The organism is Micromonospora sp. HM134 (genome assembly GCF_007833915.1).
In the GTDB taxonomy this organism is placed as follows: domain Bacteria; phylum Actinomycetota; class Actinomycetes; order Mycobacteriales; family Micromonosporaceae; genus Micromonospora; species Micromonospora wenchangensis.
On the sequence record NZ_CP041061.1, the window covers coordinates 2399565 to 2415408 of the forward strand.

At 74.7% G+C, this 15844-nt stretch carries 12 protein-coding genes; 9 read left to right on the forward strand and 3 right to left on the reverse strand.

The genetic code is table 11. The annotated features are described in order from the left end of the window. Nucleotides 1-46: 46 nt before the first annotated feature. Both FJK98_RS10740 and FJK98_RS10745 read right to left on the reverse strand, forming a co-directional pair. Complete coding sequence (locus FJK98_RS10740; RefSeq protein ID WP_145918893.1) at nt 47-889, reverse strand: peptidylprolyl isomerase; 843 nt, start codon at nt 887-889, stop codon at nt 47-49. 61 nt (nt 890-950) lie between these two features. Further along, nucleotides 951-1835 carry a peptidylprolyl isomerase gene (locus FJK98_RS10745; RefSeq protein ID WP_145918894.1) on the reverse strand — a complete coding sequence of 295 codons (885 nt, stop codon included), beginning with the start codon at nt 1833-1835 and terminating at the stop codon, nt 951-953. Between the two features lie 261 nt (nt 1836-2096). On the opposite strand from FJK98_RS10745, the gene FJK98_RS10750 reads away from it, so the two are divergent. From FJK98_RS10750 to FJK98_RS10780, 7 genes are all read left to right on the forward strand, one after another. Continuing rightward, nucleotides 2097-2816 (forward strand): MBL fold metallo-hydrolase, encoded by a 720-nt coding sequence (locus tag FJK98_RS10750; RefSeq protein ID WP_145918895.1) that lies wholly within the window; start codon nt 2097-2099, stop codon nt 2814-2816. Between the two features lie 70 nt (nt 2817-2886). Continuing rightward, the gene (gene hisS / locus FJK98_RS10755; RefSeq protein ID WP_145918896.1) at nt 2887-4209 is read left to right on the forward strand and encodes a histidine--tRNA ligase; all 1323 of its coding nucleotides are present in this window, start codon (nt 2887-2889) and stop codon (nt 4207-4209) included. A gap of 72 nt (nt 4210-4281) precedes the next feature. After that, complete coding sequence (locus FJK98_RS10760) at nt 4282-5217, forward strand: acyl-ACP desaturase (protein ID WP_145918897.1); 936 nt, start codon at nt 4282-4284, stop codon at nt 5215-5217. Between the two features lie 814 nt (nt 5218-6031). Beyond that, nucleotides 6032-7084 (forward strand): S1 family peptidase, encoded by a 1053-nt coding sequence (locus tag FJK98_RS10765; RefSeq protein WP_145918898.1) that lies wholly within the window; start codon nt 6032-6034, stop codon nt 7082-7084. 165 nt (nt 7085-7249) lie between these two features. Then, nucleotides 7250-9070 (forward strand): aspartate--tRNA ligase, encoded by a 1821-nt coding sequence (aspS, locus tag FJK98_RS10770; protein ID WP_145918899.1) that lies wholly within the window; start codon nt 7250-7252, stop codon nt 9068-9070. 185 nt (nt 9071-9255) lie between these two features. Beyond that, the gene (locus FJK98_RS10775; protein ID WP_145918900.1) at nt 9256-9861 is read left to right on the forward strand and encodes a transcriptional regulator; all 606 of its coding nucleotides are present in this window, start codon (nt 9256-9258) and stop codon (nt 9859-9861) included. Next, nucleotides 9858-11258: an MFS transporter gene (locus FJK98_RS10780; protein ID WP_145918901.1), complete on the forward strand. Its 1401-nt coding sequence runs from the start codon at nt 9858-9860 to the stop codon at nt 11256-11258. Before FJK98_RS10775 ends, FJK98_RS10780 begins: the two co-directional genes overlap by 4 nt. Here the strand turns inward: FJK98_RS10780 and FJK98_RS10785 are convergent. Then, the gene (locus FJK98_RS10785) at nt 11193-11936 is read right to left on the reverse strand and encodes a GNAT family N-acetyltransferase (RefSeq protein WP_145918902.1); all 744 of its coding nucleotides are present in this window, start codon (nt 11934-11936) and stop codon (nt 11193-11195) included. The genes FJK98_RS10780 and FJK98_RS10785 overlap by 66 nt on opposite strands. A 129-nt stretch (nt 11937-12065) precedes the next feature. Here FJK98_RS10785 and FJK98_RS10790 point away from each other — a divergent pair, with 129 nt between their 5' ends. Then, nucleotides 12066-12278, forward strand: coding sequence for a hypothetical protein (locus FJK98_RS10790; protein WP_067307861.1), 213 nt, complete (start codon nt 12066-12068; stop codon nt 12276-12278). Nucleotides 12279-12353: 75 nt separating this feature from the next. Next, nucleotides 12354-13853, forward strand: a complete 1500-nt coding sequence (locus FJK98_RS10795) for a replication-associated recombination protein A (protein ID WP_145918903.1) — start codon at nt 12354-12356, stop codon at nt 13851-13853. The last annotated feature ends 1991 nt before the right edge of the window (nt 13854-15844 follow it).

Here is a 15844-nt window from a genome sequence, read left to right on the forward strand (position 1 = left end):
AGCGCCCGCCGGCTCAGCCGGCGGGCGCTTCGTCGTACGGTGCGGGTCAGCTCTCGATGTCGCTCATCGTCAGCTTGGTGATGGTGACCTCCTTCTTGGGGTGGCCACCCCCCGCCTGCTGCGCGAACGCCTTGTCGTCGCCGGCCGCCCCGACCTGCTTGACCAGGTCCATACCGGCGGTGATGGTACCGAGCACGGTGTAGTTCGGGTCGAGCTGCGAGTCGCCGTAGACGATGAAGAACTGGCTGCCGGTGCTGCCCTGCTGCCCGGAGTTGGCCATCGCGATGACGCCCTCCGGGTAAGGGGGCCGCTTGTCGGTGGGCAGGTTCTCCTCGGCCATGCCGTAGCTCGGCCCGCCGGTGCCGTCGGTCTGCCGCCAGCCCTTGCCGGTCGCGCTCGGGTCGCCGCACTGGAGCACCTTGATGCCCTCGGTCACCAGCCGGTGGCACTTGGTGTTGTCGAAGAAGCCCTTGCTGGCCAGATGGGTGAAGCTGCCGGCGGTGCAGGGCACCTTGGTCCGGTCGATCTTGGCGACGATCGGGCCCAGGTTGGTGTCGATCGTCATCGTCTGGGTGCCCTTGTTGGCCTGCTGGTTCGGGGGCAGCCCGACATCCTTGACCTGCGCCGGCCGGCCCTCCTTGGGCGTCTCGGTGTAGGTGCACTGGGAGAAGCCCTCGGTGCCGGCGGCCTGCTGCTTGCTGTCGTCGTCATCGCCGCCGAGGCTGGTCGCCAACCAGACGGTGCCGGCGACCACGAGCACCAGGATCGCGGCGGCCCCGACGATCGCCTGCGTCTGCCGGCGCTTGCGGGCCCTGGCCGAACGCTCGGCCATCTCCCGCTCAAGTCGGGCCCGCGCCGCCGCGCGCTGCCGCTCTCTCGTGGACGTCACGGTCACTCCTCCTGGGCTTTCTCTGGCGCGGCGGGGCCGCAGGTACGGGTTGTGGGCCGGCTCAGCCGGCGCTCGGGCTGGCCGCCGGGGAAGCGGCCGGGGAGCCGGTCGCCGGTGCCGGGGCGGCCTGTGCCTCGCCGACGGTGAGCTTGCGGATCACCACGTCGGTCTTCGGCTTGATCTTGGCGCCCGCCCCGTTGTCCACGGTCGGCAGGGCACCGATTTTCTCGACCACGTCCAGCCCGCCGGTGACCCGCCCGATGACCGGGTAGGCCGGCTGGGCCGGGCTGAAGTCCTTGAAGAAGACGAGGAACTGGCTGCCGTTGGCACCCGGCGGGTTGCTGATCATCGCGACCGTGCCCTTCGGGTAGGCCGGCGGCTGCCCGGGGGCCGGGCTGGCCGACGGGCTCGCCTCGGGCACCGTCGGGACGTTCTCGTTGTAGAACGAGTAGCTGGGACCGCCCAGGCCGGTGCCGCTCGGGTCGCCGCAGCGCAGCGCGCCCTCGGCGGTGATCTCGTGGCACTTGGTGTTGTCGTAGAACGACGCCCCGGCCAGGTGGGCGATGCTCGCCCCGGCGCAGGGCGCCCCGGCGAGATCCAGTTCGGCGGTGATCGGGCCGCCCTGGTCGGTGTCGATGGTCATGGTGCGTACCCCGGAGGTGGGCAGATCCTTGGTGGCCGGGGTGCCGACGTCCTTGAGGTTGGTGTTGGCCCCGGCGTCCTGCGGCGTCCAGAGGCAGACGTCCTCGGCGGCCTTCTGCTCGGGCTCCCGGTCGAACGCGCCCAGCCCCCACGCCGCGCCGGCCACGATCAGCACCAGCACCACGGCCGCACCGACCCCGGCCTGGATGCGTCGACGCCGCCGGGCGGCGGCGGCCCGCCGGGCCAACTGCCGGTCGAGCTTCTCCCGTGCGAGCTTGCGCTGCCGGTCCCTGCTGGAAGCCACCCGCGCTCCCCTTCCTCTACCCTGGTCGTCACCGGCGGTCGGGCCGTTCGCACCCGCCGTGCCCGCAGGTGCGCCACGCCACACGCCCGCCAGAGTGTACGGGTACCTGCTGTGAAAGTGGTGTACGAGGGCCGGCCTGGGTTTATCAAAGTGCGTCACTGTGCCGTGCGGGGCCCGTGGTACGGGTGGGCGCGGATACCGGATCGCGCCGGCGACTAGGCTGCCCAGGAGACGGACGACTGAGACGGAAGGGGAGCGGACGTGCTCGTGGCCGGCTTTCCCGCGGACGCCTTCGGCACCAACTGCTACGTGGTGGCGACCGCGCCCGGGGAGCAGTGCGTGGTGGTCGACCCCGGCATCGGGGTGCTCGACCGGCTCGACGCCGTGCTCGCCGAGCACCGCCTGCATCCGGCCGCCGTGCTGCTCACCCACGGCCACCTGGACCACACCTTCTCGGTCGCGCCGGTCTGCGGCGCGCGGGGCATCCCCGCGTACGTGCACCCGGAGGACCGGGAGCTGCTGGCCGACCCGACCAAGGCGCTCTCGATGGACCTCACCGCGCTGTTCGGCGGCCGGTTGCCGTACGCCGAGCCCGACGACGTCGCGGAGTTGACCGACGGGGCGACGCTGGCCCTGGCCGGCCTGGAGATCACCGTCGACCACGCGCCGGGCCATACCGGCGGGTCGGTGCTGTTCCGGCTGCCCGGCGCCGGCTCGCCCTGGGAGGCCGACCAGCTCTGCCTCTCCGGTGACGTGCTCTTCGCCGGTTCGATCGGCCGCACCGACCTGCCGGGTGGCAGCATGCCCCGGATGCTGAGCAGCCTGCGGGAGAAGGTCCTTCCGCTGGCCGACGACACCGTCGTGCTGCCCGGCCACGGCCCGGCGACCACCATCGGCCGGGAGCGGGCGCGCAACCCGTACCTCGCCGATCTGGCCGACCCGGGCGGTGCGCGCCCGGCCGCGCCCACCCGCGGCCTCTAGCCGTTCCTCCGCGCCGCACGCGGACCTGTCGATCCCACCGCGCCTGGCGCGGACCCGCAAGGAGTACGTCATGAGCAAGCCCACGCCCATCTCCGGTTTCCCGGAATGGACCACCTCGCAGCGGATGATCGAGCAGTTCGTCCTCGACCGGATCCGGCACACCTTCGAGCTGTACGGGTTCGCCCCGCTGGAGACCCGGTCGGTGGAGCCGCTGGACCAGTTGCTGCGTAAGGGGGAGACCTCGAAGGAGGTCTACCTGCTGCGCCGGTTGCAGGCCGACGCGGAAGGCCCGGCCGGTGACGACGCGCTCGGGCTGCACTTCGACCTGACGGTGCCGTTCGCCCGGTACGTGCTGGAGAACGCCGGCAAGCTCCACTTCCCGTTCCGCCGCTACCAGATCCAGAAGGTGTGGCGCGGCGAGCGCCCGCAGGAGGGGCGTTACCGGGAGTTCCTCCAGGCCGACATCGACATCGTCGACCGGGACACCCTGCCGGCGCACTACGAGGCGGAGATGCCGCTGGTGATCGGGGACGCGCTGCGCTCGCTGCCCATCCCGCCGGTGCTGATCCAGGTGAACAACCGCAAGATCTGTGAGGGCTTCTACCGGGGCATCGGGCTGACCGACCCGGAGGCGGCGCTGCGCGCGGTCGACAAGCTCGACAAGATCGGCCCGGCGAAGGTGGCCGACCTGCTGGCCGAGACGGCGGGGGCGAGCGCGGCGCAGGCCGACGCGTGTCTGGCGCTGGCCGGGATCTCCGCGCCGGACGCGTCGTTCGCCGACGCGGTGCACGCCCTGGGGGTGCGCGATCCGCTGCTGGACGAGGGTGTCGCCGAGTTGGTCGCGGTGGTGGAGACGGCCGCCGCGCACGCGCCGGGGCTGTGCGTCGCCGACCTGCGGATCGCCCGGGGCCTGGACTACTACACCGGCACCGTCTACGAGACCCAGCTCGTCGGCTACGAGCGGTTCGGTTCGATCTGCTCCGGCGGCCGGTACGACAACCTGGCCAGCGCCGGGAGCGTGTCGTACCCGGGCGTCGGGATCTCGATCGGGGTGACCCGGCTGCTCGGCCTGCTGTTCGGTGCCGAGGCGCTGTCGATCTCGCGTAGCGTGCCGACCTGCGTGTTGGTCGCCGTCGGGGCCGAGGAGGAGCGGGCGGCGAGCAACGCCGTGGCGGAGACGCTGCGGTCGCGGGGCGTGCCGACCGAGGTGTCGCCGACCGCGGCGAAGTTCGGCAAGCAGATCCGGTACGCCGAGCGGCGTGGCATTCCGTACGTGTGGTTCCCGGGAGGCGAGGGTCACCAGGTGAAGGACATCCGTTCGGGCGAGCAGGTGGACGCGGTGGCGGACCAGTGGGCGCCGCCGCGTGCGGACCTGACGCCGGCGGTCGGTTGAGCCGGGGTTACTGGCGCGTACGCCGACGGGGACCTACGGTGGCGTAAGTTACGCCACCGTAGGGAGGCCCCTGTGACCGAACTGAGCCAGACCGCGCTGCTCCACGAACTCGAACCCGTGGTCGCCAAGAACCTCGACCGTCACCTGTCGATGGCCAAGGAGTGGTTTCCGCACGAGTACGTGCCGTGGAGCGAGGGGCGCACCTTCGACGGCCCGCTCGGCGGCGAGGCGTGGTCGGAGGGGGACTCGACCCTGCCCGAGGTGGCCCGCACGGCGCTGATCGTCAACCTGCTCACCGAGGACAACCTGCCCTCGTACCACCACCAGATCGCCAGCCTGTTCGGGCCGGACGGGGCGTGGGGCACCTGGGTCGGCCGGTGGACGGCCGAGGAGGGCCGGCACGGCACCGCCATCCGGGACTACCTGACGGTGACCCGGGCGGTCGACCCGGTGGCCCTGGAGCGGGCCCGGATGGTGCACATGACGGCCGGTTACAGCAACTCGCACGACTCGTCGATGCTGCGTTCGCTGGCGTACGTGTCGTTCCAGGAACTGGCCACCCGGATCTCGCACCGCAACACCGGCCGGATCACCGGCGACCCGGTCTGCGAGGCGTTGCTGAGCCGGGTCGCGGCCGACGAGAACCTGCACATGGTCTTCTACCGCAACCTGCTCGGGGCGGCCCTGGAGGTGGCCCCCGACCAGACGATGCGGGCGATCGCCGAGGTGCTGGAGGACTTCCAGATGCCCGGCGTCGGCATCGAGGGCTTCACCCGCAAGTCGGTGACGATCGCCCTGGCCGGCATCTACGACCTGCGCCAGCACCGCGACGACGTGGTAGCCCCGGTGCTGCGCCAGTGGGACGTGTTCAACGTCGCCGGCCTGCACGCCGAGGGCGAGGCCGCCCGGGACCGGATCGCCGCCCACCTGGACGGCCTGGAGCAGGCCGCGTCCCGGTTCGAGGAGAAGCGCGACGCCCGGGCCGCCAAGCTGGCCGCCCGCGCCTGACCTGTCGTCCCCGTGGTTCGCGTCCACCCCGGGGGTCTCACCGCACCCGCGCCTGCCCGCCGTGGCCGGCCGCAGGCTCGGGTGCGTCGACGTGCCCGCCCCGGCGACGTGCCCGCCCCGGCGACGTGCCTGCCCCGGCGGCGGGCGCGCGTCGGCGTGCCGGGCGGACCCCGGATGACCCGTCCGTCCCCGTGTCGTGGCTACGAGCGGTAGTTGCCCGGGGTACGTGACGCGCCGTGGTTGAGGTGCCGCCCCCGTGGTGCTCACCTCCCGCGCTTTGCTCTGCTGCCCTCCAGGCGACACCGGCTTGACCTGCTAATCATGGCGGTGGGTGGTTCGCTGGCCCCTGGCGCGTGACCACCCTCCGTGACTATCGCGGTGAGGGCAGCAGAGCAAAGGATGCGGGCGGCAGGTGGCGGGGTCGGCTGCCTGTTACTTTCGGTGACGGGTTCGAGCGCTGGCGCTCTCCGTCGGAACCGGGCCTGCGGGCCCGAGACGTCCCCGGGTCGTGCCTGTCGTCGTGGCCGTGCGCCGCGCCGGGGTCGGACCGCGCCGGCGCGGCCGGGGCCCGCCGGCGGTGCGGGTGGGTTCGCCCCCCGTTCGGTCCGTCGGTGGGGGTCTGACATAGATGTGTCCACGGTGTTGCCTGACCGTCATAACCGCTGGTGGGGTGAATCCGGGCAAAGTCATGTCTTGCTTACGATCTTAAATATGTGAATACTTCAGTCACTCGGCCGGTTTCCCCAGGTCGGCCGGGTTGTCCCCGGGTGCGTCCCCGTGACGCTGCCCGTCACCCCCTTCCGGAGGTTGTTACATGCGACCCACGAGGTCCTCACTCCGCCACGCCGCCGCCGTCGCCATGGCCGGCACCCTGGTCACCGGCGCGCTCATGGGTGCCCCCGCCCAGGCGGCCCCCGCCTCGCCCGCATCCCCCGACGCCGCCGCCAGCCTCGCCGACCGCCTCGGTGACCGTGCCGCCGGCACCTACGCCGACGCCAGCGGCAAGATGATCGTCGCGGTCACCGACACCGCCGCCGCCAAGCAGGTCCGCGCCGCCGGCGCCACCGCGAAGCTGGTCACCCGGGGCGCCGCCCAGCTCCGTTCCGCCACCGCCGAGTTGGAGCGCTCGGCGAAGATCCCGGGCACCGCCTGGTGGACCGACGCGGTCACCAACCAGGTCGTCGTCTCGGTCGACAGCACCGTCACCGGCGCCAAGCTGGCGAAGGTCAAGGCCGCCGCCGCCCGCACCGGCGGCGCCGTCCGGATCGAGGCCGAGGCCGGCGTGCTCAGCACCCGGATCTCCGGCGGCCAGGCGATCTACACCGGCGGCGGTCGCTGCTCGCTCGGCTTCAACGTGCGCAACAGCGCCGGCCAGACCTTCTTCCTGACCGCCGGGCACTGCACCAACATCGGCTCGACCTGGTACTCGAACTCCGGGCAGACCTCCGTGCTCGGCACCCGCACCGGGACCAGCTTCCCGGGCAACGACTACGGCATCGTCCGGCACAGCAACGCCGCCAACGCGACCGGCAACGTCTACCTCTACAACGGCAGCTACCAGGACGTCACCGGTGCCGCCAACGCCTACGTCGGCCAGAGCGTGCGCCGCTCCGGCAGCACCACCGGCGTCAAGAGCGGCTCGGTGACCGCCACCAACGCCACGGTGAACTACGCCGAGGGCTCGGTCTCCGGCCTGATCCGCACCACCGTGTGCGCCGAGCCGGGCGACAGCGGCGGCTCGCTGTTCAGCGGCAGCAGCGCGATCGGCCTCACCTCCGGCGGCAGCGGCAACTGCACCTCCGGCGGCACCACGTACTTCCAGCCGGTCACCGAGCCGTTGAGCGTCTACGGCGTCAGCATCATCTGACCCCGTCTCATCTGATCCACCCGGGAGCGGGCCGTCGGGACACCGGCGGCCCGTTCGCGTGTCCCCGGCAGGTGGGCGGGGCCTTGCTCACCCCGCAACCGGGCGGGCCGGGCGGCTGACACAATGCGGGGGAACAGCCGTACCGCAGATGAGGAGACGCAAGTCGTGATCCGTACCCATGACGCCGGCAGCCTGCGCGCGACGGACGCCGGCACCACGGTGACGCTCGCCGGGTGGGTCGCCCGCCGGCGCGACCACGGCGGTGTCATCTTCGTCGACCTGCGCGACGGCTCCGGCGTGGTGCAGGTGGTGTTCCGCGAGGAGGACGCGCACGCGCTGCGCAACGAGTTCTGCGTCAAGGTCACCGGCGAGGTGACCCGCCGCCCCGAGGGCAACGACAACCCGGAGCTGCCCACCGGCGAGATCGAGGTGACCGCCGCCGCGCTGGAGGTGCTCTCCGAGGCCGCGCCGCTGCCGCTGCCGGTGGACGACCAGATCGAGGCCGGCGACGACATCCGGCTGCGCTACCGCTACCTCGACCTGCGCCGCAGCGGCCCGGCCAAGGCGATGCGGCTGCGCTCGCGGGCCAACCAGCTCGCCCGCACCGTGCTGCACGAACGGGACTTCCTGGAGATCGAGACCCCGACGCTGACCCGGTCCACCCCCGAGGGCGCCCGCGACTTCCTGGTCCCGGTCCGGCTCCAGCCCGGCAGCTGGTACGCGCTGCCGCAGTCGCCGCAGCTGTTCAAGCAGCTGCTCATGGTCGGCGGCATGGAGCGGTACTACCAGATCGCCCGCTGCTACCGCGACGAGGACTTCCGGGCCGACCGGCAGCCGGAGTTCACCCAGCTCGACATCGAGATGTCCTTCGTCACCGAGGACGACGTGATCGACCTCGGCGAGGCGATCGTCGGGGCGCTCTGGAAGGACCTGGCCGGTCACGAGATCTCCCGACCGATCCCCCGGATCACCTGGCACGACGCGATGGCCCGGTACGGCTCCGACAAGCCCGACCTGCGCTACGGCCTGGAGTTGACCGAGCTGACCGACTACCTGCGCGGCACCGCCTTCCGGGTCTTCGCGGCAGCGATCGACGCGGGCGGCTACGTCGGCGCGGTGGTCATGCCGGGCGGCGCGGCGCAGACCCGCAAGGAACTCGACGGCTGGCAGGACTGGGCCAAGGCGCGCGGCGCGCGGGGCCTGGCGTACGTGGTGCTGGACGCCGAGACCGGCGAGGCACGCGGCCCGGTGGCCAAGAACCTCTCCGCCGAGCACCTGGGCGGGCTGGCCGACGCGGTCGGGGCCAAGCCGGGCGACGCGGTCTTCTTCGCCGCCGGCACGAACACCCGGGAGGCGCAGGAACTGCTCGGCGCGGCCCGGATCGAGATCGCCAAGCGGGCCAAGCTGATCGACGAGAGCGCCTGGGCGTTCTGCTGGGTGGTCGACGCGCCGATGTTCGAGCCGGCCTCCGACCAGGACAACGGCAGGGCGGGTGGCTGGACGGCCGTGCACCACCCGTTCACCTCGCCGAACGCCGACTGGGTGGACCGGTTCGAGGAGGCCCCCGACCGGGCGCTGGCGTACGCGTACGACATCGTCTGCAACGGCAACGAGATCGGCGGCGGCTCGATCCGTATCCACCGGGGCGACGTGCAGCAGCGGGTCTTCGACCTGCTCGGCATCACCCCCGACGAGGCGCAGGACAAGTTCGGCTTCCTGCTGGAGGCGTTCAAGTACGGCGCCCCGCCGCACGGCGGCATCGCGTTCGGCTGGGACCGGGTCTGCATGCTGCTGGCCGGGGCCGACTCGATCCGCGAGGTGATCGCCTTCCCGAAGACCCGGGGCGGCTTCGACCCGCTGACCGGCGCGCCGACCCCGATCACCGCCCAGCAGCGCACCGAGGCCGGCATCGACGCCAAGCCCAAGCCCGCCGCCGCGTCCCCCGGCACCGCCGGCCCGGCCGCCCCGGTCGCCGACCCGGTCTGACCCACCCCGCCCCGACTACCCGGGGCTCGGCTCCGCACCGCTCCACCCGGCATCGTCGATCAAGAGGTTCACGTCATCCGCGCACCCTGCGATGGCGTGAACCTCTTGATCGTTTTCGGGGTGGGGGAGGCGGGGCGATGCAAAAGAGTTGTGCATAGTTTCTGTGCACAGTTATTGTGCATCGTATGGAGAGTCACGACACCGGGGGGCGGGGCGCGCCGCGCGAGGTGCGGATCGACAGGCGGCAGGTGCGGGTGCTGGCGCACCCGCTGCGGATGCGGCTGCTCGGCGCACTACGGGTGCAGGGGCCCGCCACCGCCACCACCCTGGCGGAACTGCTCGGCACCAACACCGGCGCCACCAGCTACCACCTGCGACAGCTCGCCGAGGTCGGCCTGGTCACCGAGGACCCCGACCGGGGCACCGGCCGGCAGCGCTGGTGGCAGGCGGCCCACGACGTCACCAACTGGGAACCGACCGACTTCGACGACGACCCCGACGCGCGGGCCGCGATCGAGTGGATCCAGGGCGACCAGGTACGCCTGCTCGTCGAGCACGCCGAACGCTGGTTCGCCACCCAACACGAGGCGACCCCCGCGTGGCGGGACGCGATCGGGATGAGCGACATCTTCCTGACCGTCCCGCCGGACCGGCTGGCGGCGCTCACCGCCGAGGTGTGGCAGGTGCTGGAGCGGTACCGCCGCGAGGCGGAGCACGGGCCCGCCGACCCGCAGGCCCGCCCGGTGCAGGTGTTCCTGGCCGCCTACCCGCTGCCGGAGGGGCCCCGATGAGCGCGCTCACCGTACGCCAGATCCGGTTCCGCTACCTGACCCTCTACGGCCTGCGGTGGCTGCCCACCGGCCTGACCATCCCGGTGATGATCCTGCTGATGCAGGAACGCGGCCTGTCGCTGTCCCAGATCGGCCTGGTCTCCACCGCCCAGGGCCTGGTCGTGCTGGCGCTGGAACTACCCACCGGTGGCCTGGCCGACGCGCTCGGCAGCCGGGTGGTCCTGGTCACCGCCTGGGCGGTGAGCCTGCTGTCGCTCGGGCTGTTCGCGGTGGCCGACTCCTTCGCGCTGTTCTTCCTGGTCTGGGCCCTGCAAGGGGTCTACCGGGCGCTCGACAGCGGCCCGCTCGACTCCTGGTACGTCGAGTCCACCCTGGCCGCCGACCGCGACGCCGACTACGAGCCCGGCCTCGGCTTCGCCGGGACCGTCGCGGGCGTCACCATCGCCGCCGGGGCGCTGCTCAGCGGCGGCCTCATCGCGCTCGGCCCGGTCGGGCCGGTCAGCGCGCTGACCGTGCCGGTGCTGGTCGCCGCCGCCCTCCAGGCCGTCGCCCTGGTCGTCCTGCTGATCCTGCTGGTCGAGACCGGCCCCGCCCGGGGTGCCGGCGCGCTGCGCGCCTCGGTCGTCGCGGCGCCCCGGATGGTCGGTCAGGCCGTCGGCCTGCTGCGCCGTTCCCGGGTGCTGCTGGCCCTGGTGTCGGTGGAGCTGTTCTGGGGCTTCGGCATGGTCACCTTCGAGTCGCTGCTGCCGATCCGGCTCGCCGACGTGGTCGGCGACCCCGAGCGGGCGGCGGCGCTGCTCGGCCCGGCCAACTCGGCGGCCTGGCTGGTCTCGGCGGCCGGCGCGGCGGCCACCCCGCTGCTGCTGCGCTGGCTCGGCGCGGCCCCCGCCGCCGGGCTGCTGCGGATCCTCCAGGGCGTCACCGTGCTCGGCATGGGGCTGCTCGCCGGGCCGGCCGGGGTGCTGGTCGCCTACCTGGCCTGCTACGCCGTGCACGGCGCGTCCAACCCGCTGCACCTGGGGCTGCTGCACCGGCAGGTCGACGGGCCCTACCGGACCAGCGTCATCTCGCTGAACTCGATGATGGGGCAACCGGGGTTCGCCCTCGGCGCGGTGCTGCTCACCGCCCTGGCCGACCGCTCCGGGGTCGGCACGGCGATGGTGGTCGGCGCGGTCGCGCTGGCGGTGGCCGCCCCGCTCTACCTGCCCGCCTGGTGGGCCGGCCGCCGCGCCACCCCGCCCGGCCCGCCGGCCCAGCCGGGAACGCCGGCCCGGTCGGACGGGATCGTGCCGGAGCAGCCGCCCCCGCCGGGCGGGACGGTCCCGGTGGGGTCAGCCGAGCCACACCGAGCTGCGCTCCAGGGTGCCGGTGAAGCCGAGCCGACGGTACAGCCGTAACGCCCCGACGTTGTCGGTGTAGACGCCGAGCGCGACGTGGTCGTACCGGGCGAGCAGGGCCCGGGTCATCCCGGCGGTCAGCGCCGCGCCCAGCCCTTGCCCCCGCCGGTCGCGGGCCACGGTGAGTCCGGCGAGGAAGCCGACGTCGCCGCGACTGCGGTCCGCGCCGCAGGCGACCAGGCGGTCGGCGTCCCAGATGCCGTACCAGCCGGTGACCGTCGGGTCCTGCGGGCGCGACGAGGAGGTGGGGAAGGCGTCGTCGATCAGCGCCGCCAGCGCAGGGTGGTCCGCCCGACCGAGGCGGACCACCCGCTCCTGCCCGGGCTGCCGGGGCGGGGCGGCGGTGGTCCAGAGGAAGTCCCAGTCGTCGACCCGGGTCGCCGCGAACCGGTCGACCAGCAGCTCCCGGTTGGCCCGGGGTAGCTGCAGGTACTGCCCCGGGCGGACGACCCCGTCGGCGACCAGCGCCGCGACCAGCTCCACCGCCGCGTCGACCGGGCCGACCACGCCACCGGCCCGGTCGTTCTCCGCCGCCGGGAGCAGCCAGGCCACCGCGCCGTCGCGGGCCCAGGCGCGGGGCGCGTCGTCGGGCCGCACCGCGTGCCGGACGAACGGGTGGTGGTCGGTGGCGGCGAGGACGGCCGCCCGGCCGGCGAGTTCCCGGTCGGTGTCGATCATGCGAGCAGCCTAGAACCGGACCGGGCCGGGTGCCCCGGCGACGCCGATCTCCACCATGGAGATTGACGAGTCGACCGATTGGGTACATCCGGGCCGACCTACTGGGACCCCCTACCGGAGGACATACACATGCTCGCCATCCTCGCGGCCGTCGTCTTCGGCTTCGCGCTCCTGCTGGACCTGCTCAACACCAACTTCGGCGCCCCCGACCTGTTCAACTGGAACACCCTGGTCCTGATCGGCCTGCTGCTGCTCTCGCTCTACCTGGCCGGCGTCGGCAGCGGCCCGCGCGGCGGTGGCGGCGGCCGGTGGTACCGGGGCCGTCGGCCGGGCCGCGGCTGACCGCAACGGATCAGAACGGGCGCGGCCCACGGCGCGATTCCGGCGTCGTGGGCCGCGCCCGGTACTGTCTTCCTGATGGATTCCGACGCCCTCTTCTCCCTCGGTGCACCCGCCGCGGCGCCCAGCGCCCCCGCGGGCCCCGTCGGCGTCGACGAGTTCGCCTCGGTCGGGCAGGACGCCCCGCTGCCGGTGCGGATGCGACCCGCGAGCATCGACGAGTTGGTCGGCCAGGAACACCTCCTCGCCCCCGGGGCCCCGCTGCGGCAGCTCGTCGGCGGGGGCGCGGCCCTGTCGGTCATCCTCTGGGGCCCGCCGGGCAGCGGCAAGACCACCATCGCCCACCTGGTGGCCCGGGCCACCGACCGCCGTTTCGTGGCCATGTCGGCGCTGACCGCCGGGGTCAAGGACGTCCGGGCCGTCATCGAGACCGCCCGCCGCCAGCGCCGCTCCGGCGGCCCGCAGACCGTGCTCTTCATCGACGAGGTGCACCGGTTCAGCAAGACCCAGCAGGATTCGCTGCTCGCCGCCGTCGAGGACCGCACGGTCACCCTGCTCGCGGCGACCACCGAGAACCCGTACTTCTCCGTCATCTCGCCGCTGCTGTCCCGGTGTGTGCTGCTCACCCTCCAGCCGCTCGACGACGACGCCGTGCGCGCCCTGCTGCGCCGTGCGGTGACCGACCCGCGCGGCCTCGCCGGCACGCTCACCCTGGCCACCGACGCCGAGGACCACCTCGTACGCCTCGCCGGCGGCGACGTCCGCAAGGCCCTGACCGCCCTGGAGGCGGCGGCGGCCTCGGCGACCGCGCTCGGCGTCGACCGGATCGACCTGGCCACCACCGAGCAGGCGGTGGACGTGGCGGCCGTGCGCTACGACCGCGACGGCGATGCGCACTACGACGTGACCAGCGCCTTCATCAAGAGCATGCGCGGCTCGGACGTCGACGCCGCGCTGCACTGGCTAGCCCGGATGCTGGTCGCCGGGGAGGACGCCCGGTTCATCGCCCGCCGCATGGTCATCTTCGCCAGCGAGGACGTCGGGATGGCCGACCCGTCCGCGTTGAGCGTGGCGACCGCCGCCGCGCACGCGGTGGAGTACGTCGGCCTGCCCGAGGCCCAGCTCAACCTGGCCCAGACGGTGATCCACCTGGCGACCGCGCCGAAGTCCAACTCGGCCACCACCGCCCTCGGGGCGGCGATGGCCGACGTGCGGGCCGGCCGGGGTGGCGCGGTGCCGCGCGGGCTGCGCGACGCGCACTACGCCGGCGCCCGGGGGCTCGGGCACGGCACGGGTTACCGCTACCCGCACGACGACCAGCGCGGGGTGGTCACCCAGCAGTACGCTCCCGACGACCTCGTCGGGACCGACTACTACCGGCCCAGCGGGCACGGGGCCGAGCGGTCGGTGGCCGCCCGGCTGCCCCTGCTGCGCCGGATCGTCCGGGGGCTGTCCGCCCCGGCGACGCGCCCCGACGGTCCGGTGCCGGTGGTCAACGGCCGGCACCCGTCGGGCACGGGGCACGCCGGTGGGGCGGATGAGGACGGCGGCGACGCCGCCGGGGAGGTTCGGCAGTGACATCGCGAGGTGGGGAGCAACCGGACGGTCCCGACGAGCGGCGTGAACCTCGCGCCAAGGGACGTCGGTGGGGTCGGGGGCGGGGCGGCGACGAGACCCCGCCCGAGCCGGTCGGCGAGGATTTCGGCTGGATCGACGACCTGCGTACGGCGAAGCAGCAGCGCACCGAACTCGGCCCGGACGGCGGCCCGGTTCCGCCCGTGCGGCCCCCGGCCGCGCCACCCGTCGGCCGGGGGTCGGCCGCGCCGCAGTCCGGGCCGGTCGCGCCGCGCGTCGGTCAGCCGGTGCACCGCCCCGACCCGGCCGGTTCCCGCCCCGCGCAGCCGGATCCCCGACCGCACCCGACGCCTGCCGGGACCCGACCGGAGCCGGCACCGCCGGGGGCCCGGCCGCAGTCCGGGCCCCCGGCAGCCCCGTTCCCCGGGCAGCCGGGTCCGCGCCGGGAGCCGACGGCCCCCGGTGTCGCGCGCCCGCCGCAGCCCGGTGGCCCGGCCGAGCCGCCACCGGCCGGGGTGACCCGACCGGGTTCGGTGCCGGCCGGTGCCGAGCCGTCTCGCCCCGGCCGGCCGGGGTCCCACCCCGACGGGCCGCCGCACGCGGCCGGGCCGGCCGCCCCGCCGGTCCGTGGACCGGGCTGGCCCGCGACCCCCGAGCAGCGTCCGCGCCCGGGTGCGGGGCCGTGGCCGGACCCGGCGGCGCCCGGCCGGCCGGGCCCGCAACGGCCCGAGGAGGCGTCCCGCCCCGACCCCACCGCCGGTGGCACCGGCCCGGTCCGGGCCGCCGCGCCGGCTCCCGGCCGCGCGTCGGTCCCGGGTGCCGGGGCCGGCCGGGCGGCGCCTCCGGTCGGTCAGGCCCCCCCGCCGGGTCAGGCGCCTCCGGTCGGTCAGGCCCCTCCGGTCGGCTGGGCCGGCCCCGGCGGTGCGGCCCCCGGTGGCCCGGCTGCCGGGTCGCCGGCCGGCCGGTCGGTGTCCGAGGACCGGCCCGGCGTCGCGACTCCCGCCGAGCCGTCCCTGCGCAGCCGCCGGACGGTGCCGGACGACCGTCCGAGAGGTCGACGGGCGGGACCGGTCGAGCCGGCCCGGTCCGGCCCGGGTCCCGCCTCCGCCGGAGTGGACCCGGGCGGTGCGCCCCGGATCGGTGCGGGTGCTCCGGCCGGTGCCGGGCTGCTGCCCGACCCGTCGGCCGTCGGCCCCCGGGCCGCCGCCGTCGCACCGGTGGGGCCGCGCCCCGAGGTGACCGCACCCGGCCCCGGTGCACCGGGGCGTCCCGCCGACCCGGCGACCGGCACGGGCCGCGAGCCCGCCGACCGGCCGGCCGCCGAGCGGGGTGGCCGCCGCCGCGCGGCCGAGCCGGAGCAGCCGCTGGTGCCGCTGACCGGCAACGCGCCGCCGCTGCCCGAGGCCGCGCCGGCCGCACCGGGTGCGCCGGCCGCCCCCTCCGTTCCCGGCCGGCCCGGTCCGGCCGCCCGGGACGACAACGGGCGTCGCCGCCCACCCACCGACGTCGCCGCACCGCCCGGCCGGCGGGCCCGCCCCGACGACGAGCCGGCCGTCCACCGCCCCGGACCGGACGGCGACCCGCCGGTGGGCCGTCGGGCCCGCCCCGACGACGAGGAACCGTCGGGCGGGTGGCGGCACCCGGCCGGCACCGACGCCCCCGCGCCCCGGGCCCGTCCGGACGCCGACGAGACACGGGGCCGGCGGAGCCGGTCCGACGAGGGCGGGACGGCCGGCCAGCCGACGGCCCCGTCCACGCCTGGTGACCGGCCCCGGGGCGACCGCCCGGAGCGTCCGGCCGACTGGCTGCGCCAGGCTGGCCGTACCTCGCACACCGACCCCGCCCTGCGGGTGCTGAACCGGTCGACCCCGCCGCCCGGCCGGTCGGACCCGTCGGCGGCGGCCACCCCGGCCGCCCCGACCCGTCGGGGTGGCCCGGAGACGCCCGGTGCTCCCGTCGGGCCGTCCCGGCCGGAGCAGCCGGGGCCGCCCTGG

Bases quoted from the DNA above. Each gene is read 5' to 3' on its own strand.
- hisS (WP_145918896.1), top strand. From the start codon at position 2,887: ATGAGCAAGCCCACGCCCATCTCCGGTTTCCCGGAATGGACCACCTCG.
- FJK98_RS10765 (WP_145918898.1), top strand. From the start codon at position 6,032: ATGCGACCCACGAGGTCCTCACTCCGCCACGCCGCCGCCGTCGCCATG.
- FJK98_RS10775 (WP_145918900.1), top strand. From the start codon at position 9,256: ATGGAGAGTCACGACACCGGGGGGCGGGGCGCGCCGCGCGAGGTGCGG.
- FJK98_RS10780 (WP_145918901.1), top strand. From the start codon at position 9,858: ATGAGCGCGCTCACCGTACGCCAGATCCGGTTCCGCTACCTGACCCTC.
- FJK98_RS10785 (WP_145918902.1), bottom strand. From the start codon at position 11,936: ATGATCGACACCGACCGGGAACTCGCCGGCCGGGCGGCCGTCCTCGCC.
- FJK98_RS10790 (WP_067307861.1), top strand. From the start codon at position 12,066: ATGCTCGCCATCCTCGCGGCCGTCGTCTTCGGCTTCGCGCTCCTGCTG.
- FJK98_RS10795 (WP_145918903.1), top strand. From the start codon at position 12,354: ATGGATTCCGACGCCCTCTTCTCCCTCGGTGCACCCGCCGCGGCGCCC.